The sequence below is a fragment of the Vibrio sp. K4 genome, from assembly GCF_051122595.1.
In the GTDB taxonomy this organism is placed as follows: Bacteria; Pseudomonadota; Gammaproteobacteria; order Enterobacterales; family Vibrionaceae; genus Vibrio; species Vibrio owensii.
On the sequence record NZ_CP178578.1, the window covers coordinates 624,388 to 649,379 of the forward strand.

General features: G+C 46.6%; 21 protein-coding genes. 13 read left to right on the forward strand and 8 right to left on the reverse strand.

Features of this window, described 5'->3' with window-relative positions; genetic code table 11:
- Positions 1-70: 70 nt before the first annotated feature.
- The 5 genes from ACLIIY_RS20345 to ACLIIY_RS20365 all read left to right on the forward strand — a co-directional run bounded on the left by ACLIIY_RS20345 (position 71) and on the right by ACLIIY_RS20365 (position 6,987).
- Positions 71-1,204: an ABC transporter ATP-binding protein gene (locus tag ACLIIY_RS20345; RefSeq protein ID WP_005434288.1), complete on the forward strand. Its 1,134-nt coding sequence runs from the start codon at positions 71-73 to the stop codon at positions 1,202-1,204.
- Positions 1,205-1,398: 194 nt separating this feature from the next.
- A complete protein-coding gene (locus ACLIIY_RS20350) occupies positions 1,399-2,403 on the forward strand; it encodes an OmpG porin family protein (protein WP_005434293.1) in 1,005 nt (334 codons plus the stop codon).
- 243 nt (positions 2,404-2,646) lie between these two features.
- The gene (locus tag ACLIIY_RS20355) at positions 2,647-4,128 is read left to right on the forward strand and encodes a glycoside hydrolase family 32 protein (RefSeq protein ID WP_434529253.1); all 1,482 of its coding nucleotides are present in this window, start codon (positions 2,647-2,649) and stop codon (positions 4,126-4,128) included.
- Positions 4,122-6,044, forward strand: a complete 1,923-nt coding sequence (locus ACLIIY_RS20360) for an alpha-amylase family protein (protein ID WP_434529254.1) — start codon at positions 4,122-4,124, stop codon at positions 6,042-6,044. Before ACLIIY_RS20355 ends, ACLIIY_RS20360 begins: the two co-directional genes overlap by 7 nt.
- A 226-nt stretch (positions 6,045-6,270) precedes the next feature.
- On the forward strand, positions 6,271-6,987 hold the full coding sequence (locus ACLIIY_RS20365) for a GntR family transcriptional regulator (RefSeq protein WP_033004830.1): 717 nt from the start codon (positions 6,271-6,273) through the stop codon (positions 6,985-6,987).
- Positions 6,988-7,039: 52 nt separating this feature from the next.
- Here the strand turns inward: ACLIIY_RS20365 and ACLIIY_RS20370 are convergent, their stop codons facing one another.
- Entirely contained in the window at positions 7,040-8,239 is a 1,200-nt protein-coding gene (locus ACLIIY_RS20370) for an enolase C-terminal domain-like protein (RefSeq protein ID WP_434529255.1), read from the reverse strand.
- A 286-nt stretch (positions 8,240-8,525) separates the two neighbouring features.
- Between ACLIIY_RS20370 and ACLIIY_RS20375 the strand changes: the two genes are divergently transcribed.
- From ACLIIY_RS20375 to ACLIIY_RS20390, 4 genes are all read left to right on the forward strand, one after another.
- A complete protein-coding gene (locus ACLIIY_RS20375; protein ID WP_227742621.1) occupies positions 8,526-9,932 on the forward strand; it encodes a PTS transporter subunit EIIC in 1,407 nt (468 codons plus the stop codon).
- A gap of 75 nt (positions 9,933-10,007) precedes the next feature.
- Entirely contained in the window at positions 10,008-10,973 is a 966-nt protein-coding gene (locus ACLIIY_RS20380; protein ID WP_434529256.1) for a sugar kinase, read from the forward strand.
- 16 nt (positions 10,974-10,989) lie between these two features.
- On the forward strand, positions 10,990-11,628 hold the full coding sequence (locus ACLIIY_RS20385; protein ID WP_264407548.1) for a bifunctional 4-hydroxy-2-oxoglutarate aldolase/2-dehydro-3-deoxy-phosphogluconate aldolase: 639 nt from the start codon (positions 10,990-10,992) through the stop codon (positions 11,626-11,628).
- 171 nt (positions 11,629-11,799) lie between these two features.
- Positions 11,800-12,924, forward strand: a complete 1,125-nt coding sequence (locus ACLIIY_RS20390; protein WP_434529257.1) for a carbohydrate porin — start codon at positions 11,800-11,802, stop codon at positions 12,922-12,924.
- A 67-nt stretch (positions 12,925-12,991) separates the two neighbouring features.
- On the opposite strand, the gene ACLIIY_RS20395 is transcribed toward ACLIIY_RS20390, so the two are convergent.
- On the reverse strand, positions 12,992-13,423 hold the full coding sequence (locus tag ACLIIY_RS20395; protein WP_080642206.1) for a bactofilin family protein: 432 nt from the start codon (positions 13,421-13,423) through the stop codon (positions 12,992-12,994).
- Positions 13,333-14,280 (reverse strand): peptidoglycan DD-metalloendopeptidase family protein, encoded by a 948-nt coding sequence (locus ACLIIY_RS20400; RefSeq protein ID WP_434529258.1) that lies wholly within the window; start codon positions 14,278-14,280, stop codon positions 13,333-13,335. Before ACLIIY_RS20400 ends, ACLIIY_RS20395 begins: the two co-directional genes overlap by 91 nt.
- 445 nt (positions 14,281-14,725) lie before the next feature.
- Between ACLIIY_RS20400 and ACLIIY_RS20405 the strand changes: the two genes are divergently transcribed.
- The 3 genes from ACLIIY_RS20405 to ACLIIY_RS20415 all read left to right on the forward strand — a co-directional run bounded on the left by ACLIIY_RS20405 (position 14,726) and on the right by ACLIIY_RS20415 (position 19,257).
- Positions 14,726-16,459, forward strand: coding sequence for a hypothetical protein (locus ACLIIY_RS20405; protein ID WP_434529259.1), 1,734 nt, complete (start codon positions 14,726-14,728; stop codon positions 16,457-16,459).
- Positions 16,460-16,705: 246 nt separating this feature from the next.
- Positions 16,706-17,719 (forward strand): HlyD family secretion protein, encoded by a 1,014-nt coding sequence (locus ACLIIY_RS20410; RefSeq protein WP_434529260.1) that lies wholly within the window; start codon positions 16,706-16,708, stop codon positions 17,717-17,719.
- Between the two features lie 5 nt (positions 17,720-17,724).
- Positions 17,725-19,257 (forward strand): MFS transporter, encoded by a 1,533-nt coding sequence (locus ACLIIY_RS20415; protein WP_434529261.1) that lies wholly within the window; start codon positions 17,725-17,727, stop codon positions 19,255-19,257.
- A gap of 105 nt (positions 19,258-19,362) precedes the next feature.
- On the opposite strand, the gene ACLIIY_RS20420 is transcribed toward ACLIIY_RS20415, so the two are convergent.
- From ACLIIY_RS20420 to ACLIIY_RS20440, 5 genes are all read right to left on the reverse strand, one after another.
- Positions 19,363-19,965, reverse strand: a complete 603-nt coding sequence (locus ACLIIY_RS20420; protein ID WP_042605150.1) for a TetR/AcrR family transcriptional regulator — start codon at positions 19,963-19,965, stop codon at positions 19,363-19,365.
- Between the two features lie 143 nt (positions 19,966-20,108).
- The gene (locus ACLIIY_RS20425) at positions 20,109-20,870 is read right to left on the reverse strand and encodes an iron ABC transporter ATP-binding protein (protein ID WP_005434322.1); all 762 of its coding nucleotides are present in this window, start codon (positions 20,868-20,870) and stop codon (positions 20,109-20,111) included.
- An 11-nt stretch (positions 20,871-20,881) separates the two neighbouring features.
- Positions 20,882-21,832 (reverse strand): iron chelate uptake ABC transporter family permease subunit, encoded by a 951-nt coding sequence (locus ACLIIY_RS20430; protein ID WP_434529262.1) that lies wholly within the window; start codon positions 21,830-21,832, stop codon positions 20,882-20,884.
- The gene (locus tag ACLIIY_RS20435; RefSeq protein WP_434529263.1) at positions 21,825-22,781 is read right to left on the reverse strand and encodes an ABC transporter permease; all 957 of its coding nucleotides are present in this window, start codon (positions 22,779-22,781) and stop codon (positions 21,825-21,827) included. The genes ACLIIY_RS20430 and ACLIIY_RS20435 overlap by 8 nt, the downstream gene beginning before the upstream one ends.
- A 91-nt stretch (positions 22,782-22,872) precedes the next feature.
- Positions 22,873-23,793, reverse strand: coding sequence for a siderophore ABC transporter substrate-binding protein (locus ACLIIY_RS20440; RefSeq protein ID WP_434529264.1), 921 nt, complete (start codon positions 23,791-23,793; stop codon positions 22,873-22,875).
- 203 nt (positions 23,794-23,996) lie between these two features.
- Between ACLIIY_RS20440 and ACLIIY_RS20445 the strand changes: the two genes are divergently transcribed.
- Positions 23,997-24,938 carry a LysR family transcriptional regulator gene (locus ACLIIY_RS20445; protein ID WP_005434330.1) on the forward strand — a complete coding sequence of 314 codons (942 nt, stop codon included), beginning with the start codon at positions 23,997-23,999 and terminating at the stop codon, positions 24,936-24,938.
- Positions 24,939-24,992 lie beyond the last annotated feature (54 nt).

Genomic DNA, 24,992 nt, shown 5'->3' on the forward strand with positions numbered 1-24,992 from the left:
AGTCGTGATATCGGCGTGCTGCCCCCGAATCACCTAAAGCCCAGACTCTTAAAGAATTATAGGTAGAACAATGGCACGTTTAGAACTGAAGAACATCAACAAAATTTATCCTGATGGTGCACACATCATCAAGGATGCCAACCTGACCATTGAAGACGGTGAATTCACGGTATTCGTTGGGCCATCAGGCTGTGGTAAGTCAACCATGCTGCGTATGGTCGCAGGTTTGGAAGAGATTTCATCAGGGGACATGTGCTTAGACGGTGAGGTGGTTAATAACCTTTCACCAACCGATCGTGGGATTGGCATGGTGTTCCAATCTTATGCGCTTTACCCGCATATGACGGTCTACGAAAACATCGCTTTTGGCCTAAAACTGGCGAAGAAAAGCAAAGACGATATTGATTCAGCAGTACGTCAGGTAGCGGAAATGCTAGAGCTGACAAACCTTCTGAAACAAAAACCAAGTCAACTATCGGGTGGTCAGCGTCAGCGTGTGGCGATTGGTCGTGCGATTGTTCGCAATCCGAAGTTGTTCCTACTTGATGAGCCGCTATCTAACCTAGATGCATCACTACGTGTTCGTATGCGTTTGCAGTTAGCGGAATACCACAAAAAACTCAAATCTACCGTGATTTACGTAACCCACGATCAGGTTGAAGCCATGACGCTAGCCGACAAAATCGTGGTACTTCGCGCAGGTGTTGTAGAGCAAGTTGGCTCGCCTCTGGAGCTGTACTACTTCCCTCAAACACTGTTCGTAGCAGGCTTTATCGGCTCTCCAAAAATGAACCTGCTGCCAGCGACTCTGGTTTCTGCTTGTGATGAAAAAGCAACGGTAGAGGTGGGTGATTACACCTTCCAAGCGGACGTAAACGCAAAAGGCGCAACACAAGGCGCATTGATGACGCTCGGTATCCGCCCTGAAGACATCCACCTTGATGAAGAAGGTGTGGGTGTGATTGTTGAGGGCTTCGAACGCCTAGGGACAGAATCGCTGCTTTACACCACGCTAGTACGCGGTGGTCAGGAAGTATTGGTTCGCGTGCCAGGTACTGTGCATGTCGAAATCGGCCAGCGTTTGAATATCCGCATTCCGGCTGAGAAATGTCACTTATTTGATAGCAAGGGGCACGCGTTCCAACGTGGCATGACGTTGAACGACTTGATTACGCCTCCGCCGCAAGTCAAACAAGCTATCTAATTCGGCGTACGCCGACACCATTCTAAAAATAATAAAAAAGCCCGCTACAGCGGCGGGCTTAGGATTACTGCATTCAAAATTCGGGTTCTGGATGAATTTTGAATGTGACCTTAATGCCTGTTGGCGCAGGCATCAAAAAAACTATCCCGTTGGCGCGGGACAGACAGTAACGACGAAATAATAAGGTAAACATCATGAAAAAAACAGTAGTGGCTTCTTCCATCCTCTTTAGCTTGACCCTTTCAGGATACGCTTTTGCCGAAGAAGAGAAGAAAGAAACGCAGGACGCTGAGCTTGCTGTAAAAGTGGAACAACTGAAAGCGGATTACTCAACCGCTGAACTGCTCACCGCATTGGACGTGCCAAAGCAGGAAGAAGCGAAGTTCCACGGCACACTGGGCACCAACGTGGAAGTGGAACGTGTGATCCGCGATGACGGCGTGAACGAAGGTAAAGTGAAATACACTTTGCTGCAAGGTAACTTCCGCCATGATGATTTACCGGGTTGGGACTTCGGTTTCTACTCTGGCCGTGAAGAACTGTTCAACGGCAACCTAAAACACGCGAAATACGATAAAGGCGTGAACGCAATTCAAGAGATCTTTGTGAACCGCAGCTACGGTCACGACAAAGGTCACATCGGTTGGGGTGTAAAACTGGCGGGTGAAAGTATTGATAAACGTACCACGCCAGAAGCAAAAGTATTCGGTTCTTACCAACTGACCAACAATTTAGAAATGCACGGCTACGCGCTTTACCACGTGGAATACAAACGCGGTACAGGTGAGTTCCCATACTGGGAAGTGGAGCCGGGCTTTGGCTACAAAATCTCTGACAACTCAGGCGCATGGCTAAACTTCCGTTACCAAGTCGGTGAGTGGAACGCAAAAGACGGTTACGCAGAAACGGAAACCGAGTGGATCATCAAACCAGGTATCTGGTACAGCTGGGGCAAACTGTCGGCGTCTCTATGGGGTGAATTTGGTTCATTCGAGAAAGAGCGTAATTCAGACAGCGCACACCTATGGACTGAAGATTACTCAAAAATCGGTATCTCAGCGAACTACCCACTGTCAAAGAGCTGGCGCATGTTCGGTGAGGCAAGCTACAAGAAACTTGACCTAGAAAGCGGCCCAGAGCGTGATGCATTCGATGGTTACATCCCGCTGTTCATCCTAGGTGTGAACTACAGCTTCTAAACCCCAATAGCTTTCTCCTCTGGGGGAGAGGAGAAAGCTATTTGCTTATGAAGTGCCCATTCAGCTTGTCTTTTGGACGATAACTTGTCCTACAGGGGTAAGTGATTTCTTGGGTAATTAGAGTAAGCCTTGTTTTGGACGCGCTTTGGCAGCAACGACTTTGTCCGGGAGTTCTATGGGACTCCTTTTTTCTTCCTGCTGGTTCGCTCAAACCAAGTTTTACTTACAACGATCAGATTTGCTATGACAGAAAAATACCGCCCATACCTTCACATGACACCGGATTCGGGTTGGATGAACGATCCAAACGGATTGGTGTTCTTCAATGGTCATTATCACCAGTTCTACCAGTATTACCCAAGCGATACGGTTTGGGGACCAATGCACTGGGGACACAAAATCAGTACCAACTTGATAGATTGGCAAGAGCTAGAGCCTGCACTGTATCCAGATGAATCTGGCATGTGCTTCTCGGGCAGTGCGATTGTCGATTGGCATAACACCTCAGGTTTATTTGAGGCTGGCAAACCGGGCTTATTGGCGTTCTACACGTCTTTCATTCAACCTAAAGTGACATTAGCTGATGGCACTGAAGTTGAAGATCCAATCCAACAGCAGTCTCTCGCTTATAGCCAAGATGGCATGACGTGGAAGAAGTTCGCCAACGGTGCACCGATCATTACTGCACGGGGTAATCCGGATTTCCGTGATCCCAAGGTGATTTGGCATGAGCAAAGCCAAGCGTGGGTGATGGTGGTGTCTTGCGGTCAACATATCGAGTTCTACCGTTCGACCAACCTATTGGATTGGCGTTTAGTGAGCGAGTTTGGCTACCGTCATGGTGCGCACAGTGAAGGCCCGTGGGAATGTCCAGACTTGTTTGAACAGCCTATCGAAGGCTCGCAAGAAACGCGTTGGGTCTTGGTGGTTGGCATCGGTGAAGGCGCTCACTGTGGCGGAGCAGGTACGCAGTATTTCATTGGTGACTTTGATGGCGAAACCTTCATCAATCACAATCATCCAGAGACTGTATTGTGGCTCGATTTCGGTCGTGATTACTACGCGACTCAGTCATTTTCTGACATCCCTGCTGAAGACGGCCGCCGTATCGTCAGTACATGGATGAGTAATCATCAGTACTCGCTTGAGTTACCAACCCAAGAGTTTCGCAGTTCGATGGCCATGCCTCGTGAGCTGTTCCTGTTTGAAGGGAAAGCAGGGTTACGTGTTGGACAACGCTTTGTGAGAGAGCTTAATCAGGCGTTAAGTCTTGATGTGCAAACGCCAGAGCCAAGTGACGAACAAGCAATTAGCCTTTACAGCTTGCAAGAAGTCATGAAGTTTAGCGCTGATGTGACGCTACAAGATAGCCAAACGTTGCACCTGAATGTGTACCAAGACAATCCAGCTTACTTTGAGTTTGTTGGTGTCGAACAAGGCATAGAAGTGCGCTCTGTACGTCGTGGTCAGTTTGGCTCGGAACGCATTGATGAACACTTCCCACACGACTATCGCGTGACCTTACCGATTGAGAATGAATTCCAAGTCGAAGTGTTGATCGACAAAGGCTCAGTCGAGTTGTTGATCAATGCTGGCCAATTCAGCTTTACCAACCTTGTTTACGCCAAAGAGACGCAAGCAAGTGTCGCCCTGAACGTGGATAGTGGCTCGCTGGCATTGCGCAACGTTCAAGTATCTAGCTTGGCAGGAGAGAAAACATGTTAAACGAACGACAAACCCAGCAAGCACTGCAGCAAGTTCTTGATTCGGTTGAATTGCCAAAGCTAACCAAGAAAGATGAGAAGGTGTTTCTTGAACGTCTGGCGCAGCATTTTCCATCTTTAGTTGGGCAACTGCACTCGCTTTATGGTGAGCGTTATGACTTCTTCTTGCACCTACAAAAGCTGGTGGTTGTGCTTGCCAAAGCCTTTGCTGGTCGTAAACGCAAATGGAAGAACTTGGATGAAAAGCGTCTCGGTAATCCAAGTTGGTACCGCAGTGAAAAAATGCTCGGTATGGCTGTGTATGTGGACCTGTTTGCGGGTGATTTGAAAAAGCTACAAATGAAGATCCCGTACCTTAAGTCTCTGGGGATTAACTATCTGCATCTGATGCCGCTTTACAAAGCACCAGAAGGGGACAGCGATGGCGGCTATGCCGTGTCGGATTACCGTAAGGTCGATCCAAAGCTAGGCACAGAGAAAGATCTGGCGCAGTTAGCAGAGGCATTGAGTGATGAAGGCATCAGTCTAGTGCTAGATTTCGTGTTCAACCACACGTCAGATGAACACCATTGGGCAGAGCAAGCACGTAAAGGCAACCCTGAGTTTGAAGATTTTTACTACTTCTTCACCGATAAGAAAGAAGTGGATGAGTACAACCAAACCTGTCGCGAGATCTTCCCAACCGTTCGTCGTGGCAGCTTCACTTTCTTAGAAGATGTAGAGAAGTACGTCTGGACAACCTTCAACAGCTTCCAATGGGATCTTAATTACTCAAATCCTGCAGTATTTAACGCGATTACTGACGAGATGCTGTTTCTAGCTAACATCGGTTGTGAAGGTTTGCGTTTGGACGCCTTGGCGTTTATTTGGAAAGAGAAATGGACCCAATGTGAAAGCTTGCCGAAGGCGCATACTCTGATTCAGTGTTTCAATACCTGTTTGCAGATTGCAGCACCTGCCGTGTTATTCAAATCTGAAGCGATTGTGCACCCTGACGAGGTAGCACAGTACATCGACAAAGAAGAGTGTCAGTTGTCCTACAACCCACTGATGATGGCGCTGATGTGGGAAAGCTTGGCAACACGTGAAACCAAGCTTCTGACGGCATCTTTAAAGAAAAGCTTTGAGATTTCAGACCAGTGTTCATGGGTGAACTACATTCGTTGTCACGACGATATTGGCTGGACGTTTGATGATGCAGTCGCTGAGCAGCTTGGCATTAATGGTTATGAGCATCGCCGCTTCCTAAACCAGTTCTACACTGGCAAATTCGACGGTTCATTCTCTCAAGGTGTTCCATTCCAAGAAAACCCAACTACGGGTGATTGCCGAGTATGTGGCTCTTTAGCCTCTCTTGCTGGGCTAGAAAAAGCGATAGAAGCAGATGACTCACAAGCGATTGAGCACGCATTGAAGCGTATTCGTCTGCTTAATAGCATCAACTTGAGTATCGGTGGTATTCCGCTGATTTATCAGGGCGATGAGCTAGGTATCTTGAACGATCACAGCTACTTGAATGATGAGTTTAAACGCGAAGATGCGCGCTGGGTGAACCGCCCTCAAATTAGCGCAGAAGCCGTCGCATTGGCAGAAACCAAAGGCAGTTATCAGCATCGTATTCACAGTGACTTGCTGCAAATGGTCAGTTTGCGCCGTCAAAGCCCAGTATTTGGCGCGGCGAAAACCGAGATCCTAGAAACTTATCGCCCACACCTGTTTGCTTACTGCCGACAACATGACAATGGCGATAAACTGCTGGCAGTGTGCAACTTCAGCGAGCATGAACAACGTATCCCAATGTCGATTTGTGACGTTCTAGACTCACGCCAAGTCGCAGACATCCTAACGGGAGACGAGAAAACGGGCAACGAACTGGTCATGGGCGCATACGACGTCGTCTGGCTGAAAGCCAAGTAACTTCGACGGTTCATCACCTCAAAAAACAAGGGCACGGAATGTGCCCTTTTGTCGTTTTTGAGCCAAAGTAATCTTCACTCTTATAGTGAATGCTAAGTAAATAATCACTCGGAAATAAAATAAGGTGCGCGCATTCTCTATTTTGCTCCTAAGTTTCGGTATTTGGATTATATTGATAAGTAAAAGATGGTATAAATCACCCATTGTCGATAATAATTGAATGCTTATGAAGAAATACGAAGAATTAGTTCAAGATATCATCAGTAAAATTTGCCAAAACGTCATCGATGTGAAGTTGCCATCTGAGCGTGAATTGGCGGAAAAGTATGATATTTCTCGTTTTTCGGTACGAAAGGCGCTGTCCAAACTTGAAGCGATTGGTATTGTGAAATCCAAAGTAGGTTCAGGTTATTTCGTTAATACCTCAATTATTGGTTCGCCACTCATCTATAATTCGGTCACTGAAAATAAATTTGGTGAGATTTCATACAAGAAAATAAAACTGAATAAACGTCTACCCACTACGCATGAAATGCAGATGTTTTCTATCGAGGAAGGTGAATATCTTTGGAATATTAAACGTCTGCGATTAATTCAGGGTAAAGTGACACAGATTGAGGAAACAAAACTACCTGTAAGTATGTTTCCTAAAATAACCGAAGAGATTATTGAGAGTTCATTACAGAAACACGTGTTGTCTTTAGGTTTAGAAATCGACAGTTATTTAACCACTTATCAAGCAATTAATGTTTCTAAAGAAGATGCGGATTTATTGGGTTGTAAACGTAATAGTTCCGCGATGAATATTACTAATCGAGGATTCTTAAAAACAGGTGAAGTCTTTGTGGTGAGCGATATTATTGATATTAATTACCAGTGTACTTATCACACTAAGTTTAATCCCGAGAGCCTTAATTACCGAGATCAAAACGACCGCGAGTAGCGGTCGTTTTTTTAGGTCTGCATTTAACGCCGTCGCTAGGACAAACGAGGCATTAAGGCGTATGAATACTGCCGTCTGGTAAACGACTTTGCGTCCATTCGTGTGGGCGGTATTCAACAGGGAAGTCTTGTGCCGCTTCGCGATCCATCTCCACACCGATACCTGCAATTTCAGATGCGTATAGGTAACCGTTGATTGGCTCTGCTGCGTTCGGGAAGACGCGCTGCGTATTGGTTTTGTACTCTACATGTTCTTGAATCGCAGCGTTATGCAGATGCACATTTAAGTGAGTATTCACTGCGGCGCCAATCGGCGTCATATCTGGTGGGCAGTGCCAAGCAATACGAACGCCAAAGCTCTCACAGAAGTGACCGAGTTTCAGTGCTGGTGTGATACCACCGATTTGCGACACGTGGCAACGGATGAAGTCGACACGGCGATTGATGATCAACGCTTTCCACTCTTCAGGGTTGTTAAACAACTCACCCAAAGCCAAAGATACGCTCGATTGGTTGCGAATATTATCCAACCATTCTGTCTGACTTGGCGGCAAAATATCTTCAATAAAGAACGGGTTATACTGCTCGATTTGCTTCGCGAATTGAATCGCTTGGTTCGGGAACAAACGCTCGTGTACATCATGAAGAATATGGAATTGTTTGCCATATTTCTCACGTAGGTTTTTGAACATTTCTACCGTGTTTTCAATATATTGGTCTTGGTCGTAGTAAGAGCCTTGGGTTGGGTTTTGTGCCGTTTGAATATTTTCTGGCACACCACCATAAAAGCCTAACTGACAACGAATATGTTGATAACCCTGTTCTAAGTATTTATCGACTTGCTCATACAAGCCTTCCATCGTATCGCTGGTGGCATGCGTATATACTTGAATCGCATCACGAGACTTACCACCAAATAATTGATGAAGCGGCATGTTGGCTATTTTTGCCTTAATATCCCAAAGTGCCATATCAACACCAGAAATAGCATTGTTGATCACTGGGCCATTGCGCCAATATGCATTGACCATCATCATTTGCCACAGATCTTCAATATTATTTGCATCTTTACCAATTAATAATGGCCTAAGATATTCATCAACCATGGTTTTTACTGCCAATGGTCGTTGTTGGAATGTCGCACAACCGTAGCCCGTTACACCCGATTCTGTTTCTACAATAACAGTAATCAGGTTATGTCTGTCTGGCTTGGTAATCACGCACTCAATATTTGATATGGTATTTTTGTTCACTTCAAACTATCTCTAGTTAACAGGATTTATTTTATATAAGCGTGAAAAAATACAAATTACAAGCGGTAAATTATGCTTAAATTTAACTGGTTCGTTCCTGTTTTGAATTCGGCAAGAAAAACGAACCAATTGGCGAAAAAAGCCGAAAATTTAATTTTTAGCCGTTTTAATGTGAGTTTAATCACTAATTTGTCGATTGGATAAATACCTCCAGTAGCTAAGATGAGCGCAGTGAATGAGCAGACAAAGCACATAGGAAAGTATGATGCAATTGACACAAACAAACATGGCAACTGGCGATGCGTCGTCAGGTAAGGCAGACAGCTTTAGCATGAAACTACAAGAATTAGTCGCGGCACTTGGCGGCAACGAGAACATTGCTAACATTACCCACTGCATGACCCGCTTGCGCTTCAAGCTGGTGGACGAATCGAAAGCCGACAAAGCAAAACTTGAAGCAATTCAAGGCGTAAAAGGCGTGGTGCTTGGACAAGGTCAGACGCAGGTGATCATCGGTGTTGACGTTGAAAAATGGTACTTAGCCTTGTCTGGGGCAAGTGCTGCACCAGAAGATGCAGAAATCGAGCAAGAGAAAGGCAAGCTATTCCAAAACGCAATGCGCGTGGTAGCGGGCATTTTTGGCCCTGTCGTGCCTGCGATTGCTGGTTCGGGTATGTTGATGGGGCTGCTATCGGGCTTAATTGCGACCAACGTAATTTCAGAAAGCTCAGATACCGTTTTCTTCTTCCGTTCGATTTCTCTCGCGGTGTTCTTCTTCTTACCTATGCTGGTTTCTTTCTCTGCGGCGAAAGTGTTTAAAGTGAACGAATACATTGCGTTAGCGGTGGCTGCAGCTATGATGTCGCCAAAACTACTGGAAAAAGCGACCATTCTTTCTGAAGCTGGCAATGCACCGGAATTGAACGTATTTGGTGTGATTCCAATTGAGCTGCTTAACTACGGCGGCGCGATCGTACCTGCGATTCTAGCGGTTTGGGTTCTGTCTAAAATCACCCCTATGGTAGATAAGTTAGTTCCTGCTTCTGCCAAACCAGTATTCACGCCGCTACTTGCTTTCACTGTGACATCGACTCTTGTGCTCTCTGTTGTTGCCCCTGCGGGGATGTGGCTAAGTAACGGCGCAGGTTGGGTAGTGAGCTCATTATTAGAGATCTCACCAACGCTGACCGGGTTCGTGTTTGGTCTAACACGTCCAATTACCATTGTATTCGGTATTCACCACAGCATGACGCCAATCAGCTTGAACAACTTCGCGCTGTACGGAAAAGATTTGCTGATGCCAATTATGTGTCTGGGTAACCTAGGTATTGCAGGCGCGACGATGGCGATTTGGTACAAGCAACGTAAATACGCCAGCAAAGAGCAATCTTCAGTAACCGTAAGCTCGGGTGTGACCGCAATCCTTGGCATCACAGAGCCAGCACTATTCGGCGTACTGACTAAGTACACCAAAGCACTATTCATGGCGAGCTTGGCAACAGGTATCGTAGGCGCAATTTCAGTGACTATCGATACTCACCTAACAAGCTACATCCTATCTTCGGTATTCAGCCTGCCAGCTTACTTGGCAAGTGGTACTCAGAACTTTGTTCAAGCGGTATTGGGTGTGATTGGCGTGTTCACGCTGTCATTCGCAATGACCATGATGTTTGTACGCATCGATAATAAATAATCCCTTTCTTCTCTCTATGTAGACCTGTCGTGTCCATTTACGACAGGTCTCTTCAGCATGCTTAAAAGAACTGTTATGAAGACAATCGCAATACTTGGCGAATGCATGATCGAGTTGAACGGCAAGCCGTTTGGCGACATGCAGCAGACGTTTGGTGGCGACACCCTTAACGCAGCGGTTTACCTCAGCCGTTGCAGCCAAGCCTTAGATGCATCACCGCAAGTGCAGGTGCAATACGTCACTGCCATGGGGACAGACCCACTGAGTGACGGCATGGTGGCGCGTTGGCAACAAGAAGGTGTGGCTACGGAGTTGGTCTTGAGAGACGAAACGCGTACGCCGGGCCTATATCTAATTCAGTTAGATGACCAAGGCGAGCGCACTTTCCTTTACTGGCGCAATCAATCGGCAGCGCGCTACTTACTGCAACACGCTGAGTTCGGACGTGTGGCGGAATCGCTCAAGCAAGTTGATATGGTGTTTGTCAGCGGTATTAGCTTAGCGATTCTGCCTGAGCATGATCGTATCCAACTGCTTGAGCTTTTGAGTTGCTTGCGAGCTACAGGCGTAGAGGTTGCTTTTGATAGTAACTTCCGCCCGGCACTTTGGCCGCAAGACCAAATGAAGACAGTTCAAACATGCTATCAAGCCATGTATAAAACCACTGATTTGGCTTTGGTCACTTTCGATGATGAGCAGCTTATTTGGGGTGATGTAACAGCGCACGACACAATCACGCGCTTGCAGAAGCAAGGGGTGAAAAATGTGGTGGTCAAGCTCGGTGCAGAAGGCTGTTTAGTCGCGGATTCAAATACATTTGAGCCTTACTCGGTGGCAACAATGCCCATAGACAATGTCATCGATACCACTTCAGCAGGCGATTCATTTAACGGTGGCTTCCTCGCGACTTACTTATCGGGCGGCAACATCAAACAAGCGTGTATGAATGGTAATACACTCGCCGGTACCGTTATTCAACACAAAGGCGCCATCATCCCACAAGCGGCAACCGATGCGGCTATTGCCCAGTTCAAGAAATAGATTTACAGGAAACAACATGTCGAATTTAAAAGCTCAATTGAAAGCGTTAAAAGTGATACCTGTGATCGCCATTGACCGCGCAGAAGACATCATCCCACTGGGCAAAGTGTTGGCAGAAAATGGTCTGCCAGCAGCCGAAATTACGTTTCGCTCCGATGCCGCTGTCGAGGCCATTCGTCTATTGCGTGAAGCGCAGCCAGACATGCTGATTGGTGCAGGCACAGTGCTCAATCGTGAACAAGCTATTGCAGCCAAAGAAGCGGGGGCAACCTTTGTGGTTTCTCCGGGATTTAACCCTAACACCGTTAACGCCTGCCAAGAGATTGGTATTGATATCGTACCTGGTGTTAACAACCCAAGTGCAGTTGAAGCGGCGTTAGAAATGGGACTGACCACATTGAAGTTCTTCCCGGCAGAAGCATCTGGTGGCGTCAACATGGTGAAAGCACTGTTGGCCCCTTATGGTGATGTGGAAATCATGCCAACTGGCGGTATCAATCCTTCGAACATTAAAGACTACCTAGCCGTACCGCGAGTGCTGGCATGTGGTGGTACTTGGATGGTCGACAAAACACTTATCGAAGCGGGCAAGTGGGAAGAATTAGCTCAGCTAACGCGTGAAGCGGTGGAGCTAGTCGCGAAGCAATCTGCTTAATTCTCGATATTCCAAATTTCCCTAACCGCGAGATTTACGGCGGTTAGGGGATACTCAAATAACAACAATAAATCTGACTAAGCCTTTCTTTTTTCAGAAGAAGGGGCGGGACTTGCTGTCTCCAAAATCAGCACTTTTACACAATAAAATCTAATACATATAGGGTTTAACATGAACAAAGCACTGAAACTATCTCTGAGCGCCATCGGCGTATGCACGGCACTATCGGCAAATGCGGGCATCAGCATTATCGACAACGAAGAAGGTAACTTTTCTATCGGCGGCGACGTTGAATTGAACTTCAACTACCAAGATCGTGAGTCGAACGATTCTGGTGATCAAGAATTCAACCAAGATGGCCGCGTACTGATCGAGTTTGCAGGTGAGAAATTCACAAGCAACGGTCACTACGTCGGCGTGAAAGCTCAGCCTTTGTTTGAAAGCACAGGTGACGTAAACCTTGATGACGCATACTTTGAGTTTGGTAAGAAAGACAGCTGGGCAATCAAAGCGGGTCGTTTCGAAGCGTATGACATGTTCCCTGTTGGTTTGGATGTGTTCTTAGAGTATTCAGGTGATACCTCTAACGAGCTTTACACAGATGGCTCGGCTTACACCTATCAAATGAAAGAAGCGCGCGGCCGCGGTTCTGATGGTCAGCTGATGTACAGCCAAAGCTTCGGCAATCTTTATCTGGAACTGAGCACCATGATTGGTGACCGTTCGGATCTTTTCCATGAAGGTACCGATGGCGGAACATACCACGGTCAAGCCATTACAAGCAGCAAAGACTCCTTCTTAGTACGCCCTGTTGTTGCTTACCAAATGGGTGATTTCAGCCTAGCAGCCTCGATGGAAACCAACCTCGTTTCTGATGCGGTGGTGACCGACCAAGGTGTTGATATTTCCGACCGTACTGGTTACGGCTTAACAGGTAACTGGACCAGCGGTGATTGGTCGGTGAATGCAAACGTGGCTTACCTAGATGCGGTTGACGAAAACAACTTCTCGACAGGGGTTAACGCACTGTGGAAAGGGCTAGGTATTGGTTATGTTTACGCGCTGAACGAATACGAAAACAAAGAGATTCAAGGCTGGGCAGAAGGCGATGTGAAGGTATCGACGCTTTACGCTTCTTACGAGTTCACGGACGTACTAGAGGTTGAGAACTTCTCAGTGCTATTGGGTTCTTACTTTACAACCGTTACCAACGATCTTAGCGCGAACTCACCGAGCGAAGCGTTTAAAGAAGAAGACGATTTCGGCGCGCGTGTTCGCCTGTTCTACGAATTCTAATTTGGTCTAACGCAAGCATAGCAACAACTCAAAAGGGCACAGTCAGTGCCCTTTTTGAGATCATCAATTACGCGCTTTTGCGAGCTTGTGACTTGTCCGTTTTATTGGTTTCAGTGGACTTGTCTTTCAGCGTCACCACTTCTTTTTCTGGTAGTTCTGCGGCCTCTCCAAAGAACTTGCCGCCAGCTTCGATACTCAGGTTGTTACTCCAAATTTTGCCACTGACACGGCCTTTTGCTAGCACTTGGATGTGTTCAGCATGGCAGTTACCATCAAGCAGGCCATTGACGATCAGTTGTTTCGCGTAGATGTCGCCTTTAACACGGCCACTCTCTGCGACGACCAATGTGCCTTCGACGTGCAATTGGCCTTCGATGATGCCATCAACCTGAATATCGCTTTCTACTTTCAGTTCTCCGCTAACAGAACAGCCTTTGGCGATGAGAGTTGAAGCTGATGAGCCACTCGTTGTTCCACGGTTTTGATTAAAGATTCCCATCGTATTCTTCGCTCCTTGGTAAAGATGTCTTCAAAATTATTGAGGTTCCAATCCACGAATGGCCTTGGGTTTACGGCTCTTCCAATAAATCTCACTTCATAATGAAGGTGAGGACCAGAAGAGAGCCCGGTGTTACCAGAAATGGCGATGAGCTGGCCTTTTTTGACGAACTCACCGGTTTTGACTTTGAACTCTTTCAAGTGGGCATAAGCGCTCGAAAAGCCAAAGGAATGCTGTATACGCAGTAAGTTTCCATACCCTTTACTACTTCGGCGTGTGGTCTCTATTACGCCATCAGCAGAGGCATAAACTTTGGTACCAGTGTTAACCGCAAAATCTAGCCCACGGTGCATTTTTGTTTTTTTGGTAACCGGATGAACGCGCTTGCCAAACCCCGATGAAAGCCGTGCTTTACCGACTGGAGAGCCGTTAGGGATCTGGTTGAGCATTACCATTCGAACATTAGACGTGATAGCTGCAGTATCAAAACGCGCATCCAAACTCTCAGTGTTGGATTCGTTGGCGACACCGAGCACTTTCTCCAATTCACCCAAACGCTCGGAGACCAATTGAACGCGTTCTTCTCGCTCCGAGAGATCATTCTCAAGCTCTGATTTCAAAGCCTTTAGCTCACTTAACTCCTGACCCATACTGCGCGATTGCTCGGTTAACTTTGCTTGCTCAAGTACGGCGTCATCGACCTGAGAATAAAGATGATTGATCAAGATAGCGGTTGCGGTTAATCCCAAAATAAATGCCACCAAGCCCGTTTTAAAGTTGCGCTGCATGGCTTTGCTGAAGTACCAATGCTTAGAGCCATTGATATTGGAAATAGAGATAGTCAGCTGATCTTTCATGGTGATTAATGGCGCGATAGACGTTCAACATTCGTTATTGATAGCTCTGACTTTAAGTAAAAGTACGACCGTCTTCTAGAGGAGGAATCGACGAAAATGTCAGGTCGTGAGCTGTTTTCAGACAATAGAGAAAAATCGGTAATTGGATTTAATATTGCGTGGATTTTGGCCGATAGGGTATAGCATTTATGAAATTTTATTGAGTGACTTGCTAATAGTGTGGTCGCGCAATTTAACCCACTTCACGGTTCATCTTATAAATGTTGGATATCTTAAGAAATTGGCATTCAGCAAATTGATAACTCTGTTAGGCCGTTTATCATGGCATTGCAGATGAATAAATGCCGAAAATTGTCATCCTTCCCAAGCATTTATTCGGGGCTTAATGCTCACTCAAACCAATCTGTTGGTTTGAGGAAATAAAACTAAGACAACGGAGTTGGTCGTGAAAAAACTATTATTAGCTACTGCAGTGGTCGCAGCAGCAGGCGGTGCCGCGTATGTGTACCAAAATAACCTTGCCCAAGGTGAATCTTCAACCTCGCTACTTTCCCAAGTTCCAGCGGATACCTTGTTGATTACCTACCAAACGGAACCTTTTAATCACTACGAATACATGAATGCATTCGGCACGTCGCAGCAGCCACCAATGGGAGAACTGTTCGCAGAAGAAGATCTGACTCCTGGTTTAGAGTTTGCAGTTAACTTCTTGGATGCGTACATGGCAGCGGCGTCTTCTCCTGAAAGCTTAAAAGCCTTCTTAGGTACGGGCGATATGGTGAGCCCAATTATGTACACCCTAGGCCTTGTTCCTGTTTACAAGGTACAACTAGAGAACCCTGCGGCACTATGGAAAACCTTGGATGAGCAAGAGCAACTTGTTGGCATTCAACACGAACTTGTTAAGTTAGATACGGTTGAGTTCCGTCGCTACGAGCTAACGGATTCGCAAGACCCACAATTGGGTATTGGTCTGGCGGTGGCAGTGGTTAACAACGTCCTGACCGTAACTTTCGACATTCCTGAACTTGGTGTTGAGAATCCACTTAAACTGGCTTTTGGTCTTGAATCTCCGAAGAGCAGTATTGTAGATTCTGGCCGTCTTGAAGCGGTACAAACTAAATACGGTGCGAGCAACAACTCATTCGGTATTTTCGACATCCGCGAAATCATTAAAGGTCTAACGACACTTGATGGCAACAGAATGGCGCGCCAACTGAAGATGGCCGACTCTGACCCAACGCTAGAGCAACTGCGTTCTCCTGCGTGTCATACTGAGTTCACTCAAATCGCTGAAAACTGGCCGCAAATGGTCGCATTTGCCGAGTACAGCGCGGGTGACGATAAAGCTCGCATCAACGGCGGCTTTGTTGTTGAATCGAAAAACCAAGTGATTCTTGAAGCATTGCAATCAGTGCGCGGTGTCTTGGCGGAATCAAATGGTGAGCAGAGCATGTTTAGCTTGGCATTAGGCCTAGACGTTGCAACGTTGGCTCCGGCGATAGGTAAGATCTGGACAGATTTAACAACCCCTGAGTACCAGTGTTCAATCCTGGCGCAAGCGCAAAATGACATGCGTGGCCAAAACCCAGCTCCGGCGATCAGCATGGGCGCGGGTATGGCAAATGGCCTGAAAGGTTTGAGCATGGAAATGTTCGGTCTTGATGTGAACATGAATGGCCAATACGGACCTGAGCTAGGTCAGCTAGATGCGATCTTCTCTATCTCAGCAGACGATCCAAACATGCTGCTGCAAACGGCACAAATGTTCATGCCTGAACTGGCTCAGATTCAAATCCAACCGGATAACCAACCAGTGAACATCGGTGGTCTGCTTGAACCATACGCAGGTAAGCCAATGGATGTATTTGCTCGTCTAAACGGCAGCCACCTAACGCTTTACAGTGGTGAGGCTGCAGCGGCAGCAAGTGAGAAAGTCATGGCTCAACCGCTAACGGCCAATGGTCTATTGAGCTTCACTATGGACTCAGACCGCGTACTGGAAGTAATTGAAACAGCGTCAGAAGTGTCTGGCGAGCCAGTACCGGAAGACGTGAAGATGAGCCTACAAGGTGAACTTATCGGTGGTATGGCTTTGGACGTAACCAAAGATGGCATTGTGTTTGACTTCGATTACACAAGCTCAACCAAACCACAAGTGACGGTAGCGCAGCAATAAGCGTGACTCACCGGCTTCAATCTCGAAGCATTTCTTCATAATCAAAAGGCGACCTCGGTGTCGCCTTTTTTGTTTTTCTCGCGACAGCCCTTCAATTCCTTCTCTTTCAATCGAAAGTGACCACCAAATAAGATCGATAAAAATCAGTAGGATGGATCTTTTCTTCTTATCAATGATCAAATGTATCTTTACTAAAACTGTACGGTACAGTACAGTTTGTAAAAATCATTAAGTTGGGTTTCAAAAATGAAGAAGAAAGTCATTGCGTTGTCGCTTGTTATTGGTTCGTTAGTCGCTGCAGGTTGTGCGTTATACCAACCGAATACAGTGACCACTGATAACGCTTATGTTCACTCGGATGTGACGGCGATTTCTCCGGAAGTCGGTGGGCAGGTAGGCCAACTTTTTGTCGAAGATAACCAGTGGGTCAGCAAAGGTGCGCCATTGTTTTCGATTGATGATGAAGATTTCATTGCCAACCAAGAAATTGCGAAGTCAGCGTTAGATGTCGCAAAGGCTGCACTGACCGCAAACCAAACCAAAACCGAAATGCAGTTGGTAAAGATTGAGCAGGCGAAGCAGGGCATTCACAGTGCAAGTGCCAACGCAGAACATCAAGCGGCGGAGTTCAAACGTCTTTCACGCTTGGTACAAAAGCAGTCGGTGAGCAAGAACCAATTTGAAGCGCAAAGAACGCGTTCTATTGAAGCGAGCAGCAATCTTGAAACTGCCAAGCTAGCACTAGCCGCTGAACAGAAGCAGCTCGAAGCGCTAGTAACAGAAAAGATGCAGCTAACCGCGCAACGTAAGCAAGCCGAAGCGAACCTGAGATTGGTGAATATCGCCCTTGAGCGAACCATCGTTCGAGCGCCATTTGATGGTTATGTGGCAGACAGACAAGTGCAAGTCGGTAAGTTTGTTGAACCGGGCATGGGTTTGATTGTGATGGTGCCGGATTACGTTTGGATTGAGGCAAACTTCAAAGAGACTCAACTAGAGAACGTCGCACAAGGGCAAGATGTAGAAGTGGTGTTAGACATGTTCCCTGATCATCCGTTGCATGGTCGTGTATCTTCTATCACCCCTGCAACAGGCGCGCAGTTTAGTTTATTGCCACCGCAAAACGCGACCGGTAATTTTGTGAAAGTAGTTCAGCGTGTGCCAGTGCGTATTGAGTTGGATATTCCACAAGAGCTGAAACAGCGCATCTACCCTGGCTTGTCGGCTGAAGTGTCGATTGAGACCGCAACGCAAGGTTAATCGCCATGAAAACACGTTCACCATTGCTGATTTTTGCGCTGTTCGCCATTGCGGCTTTTGGGATCAATTCGGTGATGTTTACTGAGTTGTCCCACGAGATGGCAGCCACATCCGGTTTGTCCGCAGATGAAGTCGAGTTAGTGAAAATCGGCTTTATGATCACTCAAGTGTTGGGGTTTATGTTTACCCCTATCTTGGTGCGTAAGCTTGGTACGTCATTGCCATTACACTCTGCATTTCTGGTGGGTTTAGGAACAAACCTTACGCTCTATTGGGTAGGTCAGCATGCTTTGTTGTTTACGCTGACTTGGTTAGTAAGCGGCTTTTTCATGAGCATGTTATTGGTGGTGGTGAACCTTTATCTACTCAATACCTTTGAGCAGCGTTGGTTGCCTGCGATTATTGCGCTGACACTGATCTTCTCAACACTGTTACCAATGGGCGCTTATCCGTGGTTGGTGGCTGAGATTGTTGAAGAGTTTGATTGGTCGTTTCTGAATGTTGCCTCGGCTTGGTTGTATTTTTCAGCTCTAGTGATGATCGGCGTGTATAAACCTCAGGCGATTGAGATTGAAACTAAGCCAAAGTCTTCAGGTTCGGTGTACCTTGTACTCGCGTTAACGATGAGTTTGGTGGTGTTCCTACTGATGCGTGGCAGCTACTACAACTGGTTGGATTCAGACTGGTTTGTACAGGCTTCTTCAGTGGCTGCGGCACTAGCTTTGTTGGCGGTGTATCAGTTGGTGAAAACGCGCCATTTGGATACTGCGTCGATGCAATTGCACGGCAAGTTAAAGACTAACGTGTTTATGTACAACGCCTTTCTTGCGGGCTTTGCCGTGATGGCAAGTACGGTGCTGTTTGCCAACTTCCTAAAAATGGCGATGCACTATAACAGCCTCAATGCGGGCTATGCGCAGTTGCCATCGTTTTACGCTATGTTGGTCGGCATGCTGGTTAGTGTATTGGTGTATTACTTCCTCCGCCCGTTGGCGGATGCTGTGGTGCCTTTTGGTGTGCTGATGATTTTGTTGTCGGTGCACGAGTTCAGCCAATTACCAAGCTTTGTTGGCACAGAGTCACTACCCATCCCAATGTTGCTGCGCGGTTTTGGTGTTGGCTTATTGAATGTGTCGGTGACGATTGCGGTGTTGATGTACTTCCAAGTAGGACAGCGCTTAGAAGGCATTGCTAACTTCTATCTGTTCCGAACCATGGGCGGAGTGATTGGCGGGGCGTTTTTCTCTCGCGTGATTCAAAGCCACAGCGCGCAAGCATCGGGCGAAATCGGTCGCACTCTGGACGGTTCAAACCATGTGTTTGCGGCGTATGAACAGGCATTGAGCAGTGCGATTCTGACTCATGGCCGCTTACCTAATCCGGCACTTGGGATGAGCCAAATTAGTGCGGTTGTGAAAGAGCAAGCTACGACATTAGCGCTGAGTAATTCGTTGGTGATGTTTATTGTCTCTATTTTTGCGCTTGCGCCAATCTTGTTGATTGGTAAGAAGCTAGCCGCAAAACAAGAAGCGCACTGAGGTTAGGTAAACAGAACAAATAGCCAGCCAAGCAACTCGGTAACTAAGCCGTAAAAAACAAAGGGAGCCAATGTGCTCCCTTTGTTTTTTTTAGTTTTGAGGTTCTTATCGCTGATAAAGTTTAAGGAACGCCGTCACCGCTTTTTGTGTGTGCGAATCCAATTCTTCATCGCTTAAGAAATCAAAGCCCATCAGAGCCATGTTCTGGTAATCCATTTTGATCAGTGCGAGCAACTGCCCGCAGGCTAAATCGGCATCGTCGATGTTAAGCTGCTGGCTGATGGTGTCGGTTTTTAGAAACTCAATTAAGTACTGGTGAATACGCTGCGGTCCGGTTTGCCAAAACTGATTTGGAACCGAGTCATGTTTGTTGAAGTCGGCAGAGATGATGCGATAAAGCGATAGGATTGGGTTAGAGCAAATGCCGCGTAGATACTTCTTCGCGAAGTCTTCTAAGGTTTCTCTCAGAGGTTCATCCTGTTTATCGGCAAGTTGGAAAACGGACTCTAGGCTGATCTTGGTGTTATGCGCGAGCACTTCAACAAACAGCCCTTCTTTGTTGGAAAAGTAACGATAAAGGGTCTGTTTTGAACCACCACAAATTGCAACGATTTGATCGAGTGACGTATCCTTGTAACCCTGCTCAATAAACAGTTCGGTCGCTACTTCGATGATTCGAGTTCTTTTCTTTTCAGTAGATGCGCGCATAACTAAATCAGCCTAAATAAAACTGTTCAGTACAGTATCATTATTGCCGCCGAGACACACCGCTTTTCCGCGTTTACCGCTTCTTCATTGACCAAAATTAAAAAAGGCGACACGAGGCCGCCTTTGGAATCAGATTGGTTACGTTAACGTCGGTAGTATAACGAAATGCGGTTGCCGTTAATCTCTTGCACGATAAATGGAATCTCATAGATATCGCTCAGCACGTCGGCATCAATCACCTCTTCAACCAAGCCCGCTTTGATGACTTCACCAAGTTTCATCGCCACGATGTGGTCAGAGTAACAAGACGCAAAGTTGATGTCGTGAATCACGATCACTACGGCTTTGTTCTTCATTTCCGCAAGCTTGCGTAGCGTACTCATGATGTCGACGGAGTGTTTGATGTCGAGGTTATTCAGCGGCTCATCCAAGAAGATGTAATCGGTATCTTGCGCTACCACCATAGCAATAAACGCCATTTGACGCTGACCGCCAGACAGTTGGTCGATAAAGCGATCTTTCAAATGGTCGATTTCCAGATGCTGCATTGATTCATCAATGATGCGGTGATCTTCTTCTGTCAGACGACCTTGTGAGTATGGGAAGCGACCAAACGCTACCAAGTCACGCACCGTAAAGCGCATGTTGATGTTGTTTGACTGGCGCAGCACTGATAGGCGCTTTGCTAAGTCTTCGGTGTTCCATTGGTCAAGCGGCTTATCACCAATCACGACGCTACCAGCATCGCTTTCTGTTAGTCGGCTCGCCATAGATAGCAGGGTACTTTTACCCGCGCCGTTCGGACCAATAATGCTGGTTACTTTACCAAGTGGAAAAAGGGCATCGGCGTTTTTTACCACGTATTTTTCGTTGTATTTTTTGCTAAGACCTTGAATACGGATCATGTGATAAACCCTTAATCGAATTTGTTTTTCATAAGCAGAAGCAAGAAGTAGCCGCCGCCGATAAAGTTGATAATAACGCTGATGGTGGTGTCGAAATCAAATAGGTTTTCAACCACCCATTGACCGCCGGACAGCAGCACAACCGACAGTACTGAGCTCGCCACAATCAATAAGCGATGCTGATAGCTAGTGAAGATTTGGCGAGCCAGAGCCACAACAATCAGACCAAAGAACAGGATTGGACCAATCAATGCGGTCGAGATAGACACCATCAAAGTAATGATGAACATGACTTGCATGGTCAGTTTGTGGGTATCCACACCTAGGCTTTTCGCGTTATCGACACCAAGCCACATTACGTCTAATTTGTGGGCAATACGCATTAGGTACGCGCCACAAAGTAGCATCGGAACCACACACCAGTACACCAATTCACTGTTGATGTTGTTAAAGCTGGCGAACATAGAGCTTTGGATGAAGGTGAACTCATCTGGGTCGGTAATCATGGTGAAGAAACCAGTGACACTGTTGAACAAGCTGCTCAGTACGATACCAATCAACAACAAGGTGAAGATGTTGCGCTGACGACCACGGAAGTAGAAGCTGAATAAGGTCATTGCACACACAATCATGATGCCTGTCGACAACACGAAGTTGAGTTTGCTGTTGATGACCAAAGCACTCAAGCCGCCAAACATCACTACGAGCAGCACTTGAATCATCACGTACATGGAATCAAAACCCAGAATCGAAGGGGTGAGGATTCGGTTGTTGGTGATGGTCTGGAAAATCAGTGACGACGATGCAATCGCCATCGCTGCCAAGACAATCGCCAGTACTTTCGGGATGCGACGTGACAAGAAGAACTGATAGTTATCTAGCGTTAAGCCCTTGCCGATGAACACCGCACAAATCAAAACCGCCGCGATTGCCAGCAGCGTTACTTTCATAGAATCACGCATTCGATTTGTCTCTCAGAACTAGGTAAATGAAGATTGAGCCACCCAAGATGCTGATGATCATCGAAATTGGAATCTCGTAAGGGAAGATGATGAGACGACCGAGGATGTCGCAAGTAAGCACCAAAATCACGCCTGCGTATGCGGTCCAAGGTAAGTTGCGACGCATGTTGTCACCAATGAACAGCGACACAAGGTTTGGCACGATAAGCCCAAGAAACGGAATCATACCAACGATCATCACCACCGATGACGACAGTACAGCCACAAGAATAACACCGACCAAAACAATGCGTTGGTAGTTCAAACCAATGTTTTTCGCGAAGCTCTCGCCCACACTCGCCGCGCTAAAGCGATTGGCGTAAGCGTAAGCTAGAACCGAGACTGGCAGAGCGAGATACAAGAACTCGTAGTTACCGCGCAATACCGAAGCGAAGTTAGCCACCGTCCATGAACCAAGGGTCTGTACTAGGTCGTATTTGTAGGCAATAAAGGTGGTCATGGAAGAAACCACGTTGCCGTACATGATGCCTATCAGCGGGACGAGCACGGTGTTCTTAAACTTCAAACGTTGTAAGAAGCGCACGAAGATCACCGTACCAATCACAGAGAACGCGAAGATGGTGATCAGGTGGACCCAACTGCTCATGTCTGCAAACAGAATAAGCGCGACGATGTAGCCAAACATTGCCCAATCGACCGTACCCGTGGTGGATGGGGCTGCAAAGCGGTTTTGTACGATCTGCTGCATGATCAAACCAGCGATACTCAAGCCTGCGCCAGCTAAGACGATGGCCAACAAGCGGGGTAATCGGCTAACCAGCAAGATGTTCAAACTGTGGCTGTCACCGGCCAAAATCTGTGAGAGAGAAATGTTCGCCACCCCAACCAGCAAAGAGGCGCAGGCGAGTACGACGAGCAATAAAAAAGCCAAGATATGATGTAATTTCATGGTGTATTTATAGGGTGATAAAAACAACAATGACCTTTCGCACCGTGAAGCGGGAAAGGTCATCGATTAGAGTGAGATTGAACCGAATCTGTTAGTTAGCAATGACTTGGTTCAGCTGTTTAATCATGGTTTGCGTCGATTGGTAGCCACCTGCGGTTAAGTACCAAGCTGCTGGGTCCATAAACAGCACGCGGTTGTTTTTCGCTGCTGGTGTGGACTTCACGAGATCGTTGTCGAACAGCTGTTTTGCTTTACCACTGCTCTGACCGATGGCTTGTTCGCGGTCAAGGATAAGCAGTACCTCAGGTTGCGCATCTGCAATGTATTCGAATGAAATCAGGTTACCGTGAGTGCGTGGTACAGATTTCACGTTCTCAGAAGTCGACGTTGCAAAACCTGCTTCTTCATACACAAATGAGAAACGGCTGTTGGTGCCAAACATAGCCAAGCTGTTACCGCTGTTTGAGACGGTCAGTGTACGTGGTGGCTGAGCTTCTACTTTTGCGTTCAGGTGATTAATTTGTTCTTGAACGTCTTCAATCAACTGCTCTGCTTGCTCTTCTTTGTCGAAGATGTCACCCAGCGTGCGCCAGTGTTCTTGGGTTGTTTTCCAGTAGTCGGTGGTGTCGATACGGAACATGTAAGTTGGTGCGATGTCGCTCAGATCTTTGTAGATATCTGCCATGCGACCTTCTGCGATGATTAAGTCTGGCTTAAGCATGAACAGCGTCTCGAAGTTCACTTCTTTCACGCTGCCCGTGTTTGCGAACGAGTCGATTTGGAATTTTTCTAGCGACTTTGGCAGCAGCGTCTTTGGCATGCCGACGGGTGTTACGCCCAAAGCATCAATGTAGTCTAAACTGCCGTAACCCAACACAACGACGCGTTGTGGAACGTCATCAATGTCTACTGTGCCCAAGCTGTGTTGGTAGGTTTTAGCCATTGCTCCCATAGGAGCCAATGCAAGCAGCAAAGCTCCCGTTACTACGCGAAGAGAAGTTTTACCAAACATAATGATTTCCAAAAGGTGCAGTGCAATCTCGCAAGAGTGCCTTAAAAACAAATAGTGCTTTAAAAAAATAGAGCGCGAGATTAGTCGTAAAGCGGTATAACTTATTTGATTAAAATCAAATAAGAATGATTATTGATTGCAGACACATTAGCAGATAGTCTATATGCAGCAACAGAATTAGCGGAATAGTGAGTATTCAAAAAATGAATTTAGCTCAAGTCGACTTGAACTTATTGTTTATTCTCAAACACCTACTTGAAGAGAAGCATGTTTCCAACACCGCGGTATCGCTCAATATGAGCCAACCATCGGTGAGCCGCTCTTTACAGAAACTCAGAAACTTGTTCAACGATGAGCTGTTAGTACGTACTGCACACGGCTATGAATTGACCCCAAAAGCCGAAGTGATCAAACAAGATTTGAACACGGTGTTAACTGGGCTAGAAAAGTTGATGTACGGCCAGTCATTTGTGCCAGAAAAGAGCAACGGTACGATCCGTTTTTACGGATTGGTTCCGCAGGTGATTTTTTTACTGCCACCGATTGTTTCTCGCATCCGTGAAGAAGCGCCGAACATGATTGTCGATATCGATTCCATCCCGAAACGCCATTTTGATGCGCTGATCGCAGGGGATGTGCATTTTGTGCTCTCAACCGCCGAGCCGCCTAGCTCTGAGCAGAATTTGTACCGCATGAAAATTGCCAATCGCGACTATCGATTCCTGATGAGCGAAACCCATCCACTTGCCCATGTTGAGGAACTGACGGTGGAGATGCTGCTCGATTGCAACTTCGGTCAAATCTCACTTCAAGGTGGCAAAACACTATCGATTTATCACCGTTTTGTTGAGCTTGGTGTGGTGGATAAAAAGCGCCAATTATCGATTCCTGTTCAGCTTTCAAACTTCAACGCTGCGCCAGCGATTGCTGAACAAACGGATGTGATTTTCCACTTACCAACGCCGTTTGCACAAGACGCTTGCCAGGGTAGGAAATTGATCACCAAAACCGTACCAAAAGCGATTCGAATGGATAGTGAATCGGTCTATTTATACTGGCATAAGCGCTATCATAACGACCCTATGTGTAATTGGGTTAAGTCATTGTTCAAGGAAATATATGGCTCAACTGAGGCTGAATGGTAAAGAATATTATTATTCATTTTTGACATAGTGGTAATTAATCCTACAAATGCTCGG

Bases quoted from the DNA above. Each gene is read 5' to 3' on its own strand.
- ACLIIY_RS20425 (WP_005434322.1), bottom strand. From the start codon at position 20,870: ATGATCCGTATTCAAGGTCTTAGCAAAAAATACAACGAAAAATACGTG.
- ACLIIY_RS20375 (WP_227742621.1), top strand. From the start codon at position 8,526: ATGGCAACTGGCGATGCGTCGTCAGGTAAGGCAGACAGCTTTAGCATG.
- ACLIIY_RS20430 (WP_434529262.1), bottom strand. From the start codon at position 21,832: ATGCGTGATTCTATGAAAGTAACGCTGCTGGCAATCGCGGCGGTTTTG.
- ACLIIY_RS20385 (WP_264407548.1), top strand. From the start codon at position 10,990: ATGTCGAATTTAAAAGCTCAATTGAAAGCGTTAAAAGTGATACCTGTG.
- ACLIIY_RS20410 (WP_434529260.1), top strand. From the start codon at position 16,706: ATGAAGAAGAAAGTCATTGCGTTGTCGCTTGTTATTGGTTCGTTAGTC.
- ACLIIY_RS20445 (WP_005434330.1), top strand. From the start codon at position 23,997: ATGAATTTAGCTCAAGTCGACTTGAACTTATTGTTTATTCTCAAACAC.
- ACLIIY_RS20435 (WP_434529263.1), bottom strand. From the start codon at position 22,781: ATGAAATTACATCATATCTTGGCTTTTTTATTGCTCGTCGTACTCGCC.
- ACLIIY_RS20395 (WP_080642206.1), bottom strand. From the start codon at position 13,423: ATGGGAATCTTTAATCAAAACCGTGGAACAACGAGTGGCTCATCAGCT.
- ACLIIY_RS20380 (WP_434529256.1), top strand. From the start codon at position 10,008: ATGAAGACAATCGCAATACTTGGCGAATGCATGATCGAGTTGAACGGC.
- ACLIIY_RS20415 (WP_434529261.1), top strand. From the start codon at position 17,725: ATGAAAACACGTTCACCATTGCTGATTTTTGCGCTGTTCGCCATTGCG.
- ACLIIY_RS20420 (WP_042605150.1), bottom strand. From the start codon at position 19,965: ATGCGCGCATCTACTGAAAAGAAAAGAACTCGAATCATCGAAGTAGCG.
- ACLIIY_RS20365 (WP_033004830.1), top strand. From the start codon at position 6,271: ATGAAGAAATACGAAGAATTAGTTCAAGATATCATCAGTAAAATTTGC.
- ACLIIY_RS20350 (WP_005434293.1), top strand. From the start codon at position 1,399: ATGAAAAAAACAGTAGTGGCTTCTTCCATCCTCTTTAGCTTGACCCTT.
- ACLIIY_RS20440 (WP_434529264.1), bottom strand. From the start codon at position 23,793: ATGTTTGGTAAAACTTCTCTTCGCGTAGTAACGGGAGCTTTGCTGCTT.
- ACLIIY_RS20390 (WP_434529257.1), top strand. From the start codon at position 11,800: ATGAACAAAGCACTGAAACTATCTCTGAGCGCCATCGGCGTATGCACG.
- ACLIIY_RS20400 (WP_434529258.1), bottom strand. From the start codon at position 14,280: ATGAAAGATCAGCTGACTATCTCTATTTCCAATATCAATGGCTCTAAG.
- ACLIIY_RS20355 (WP_434529253.1), top strand. From the start codon at position 2,647: ATGACAGAAAAATACCGCCCATACCTTCACATGACACCGGATTCGGGT.
- ACLIIY_RS20345 (WP_005434288.1), top strand. From the start codon at position 71: ATGGCACGTTTAGAACTGAAGAACATCAACAAAATTTATCCTGATGGT.
- ACLIIY_RS20360 (WP_434529254.1), top strand. From the start codon at position 4,122: ATGTTAAACGAACGACAAACCCAGCAAGCACTGCAGCAAGTTCTTGAT.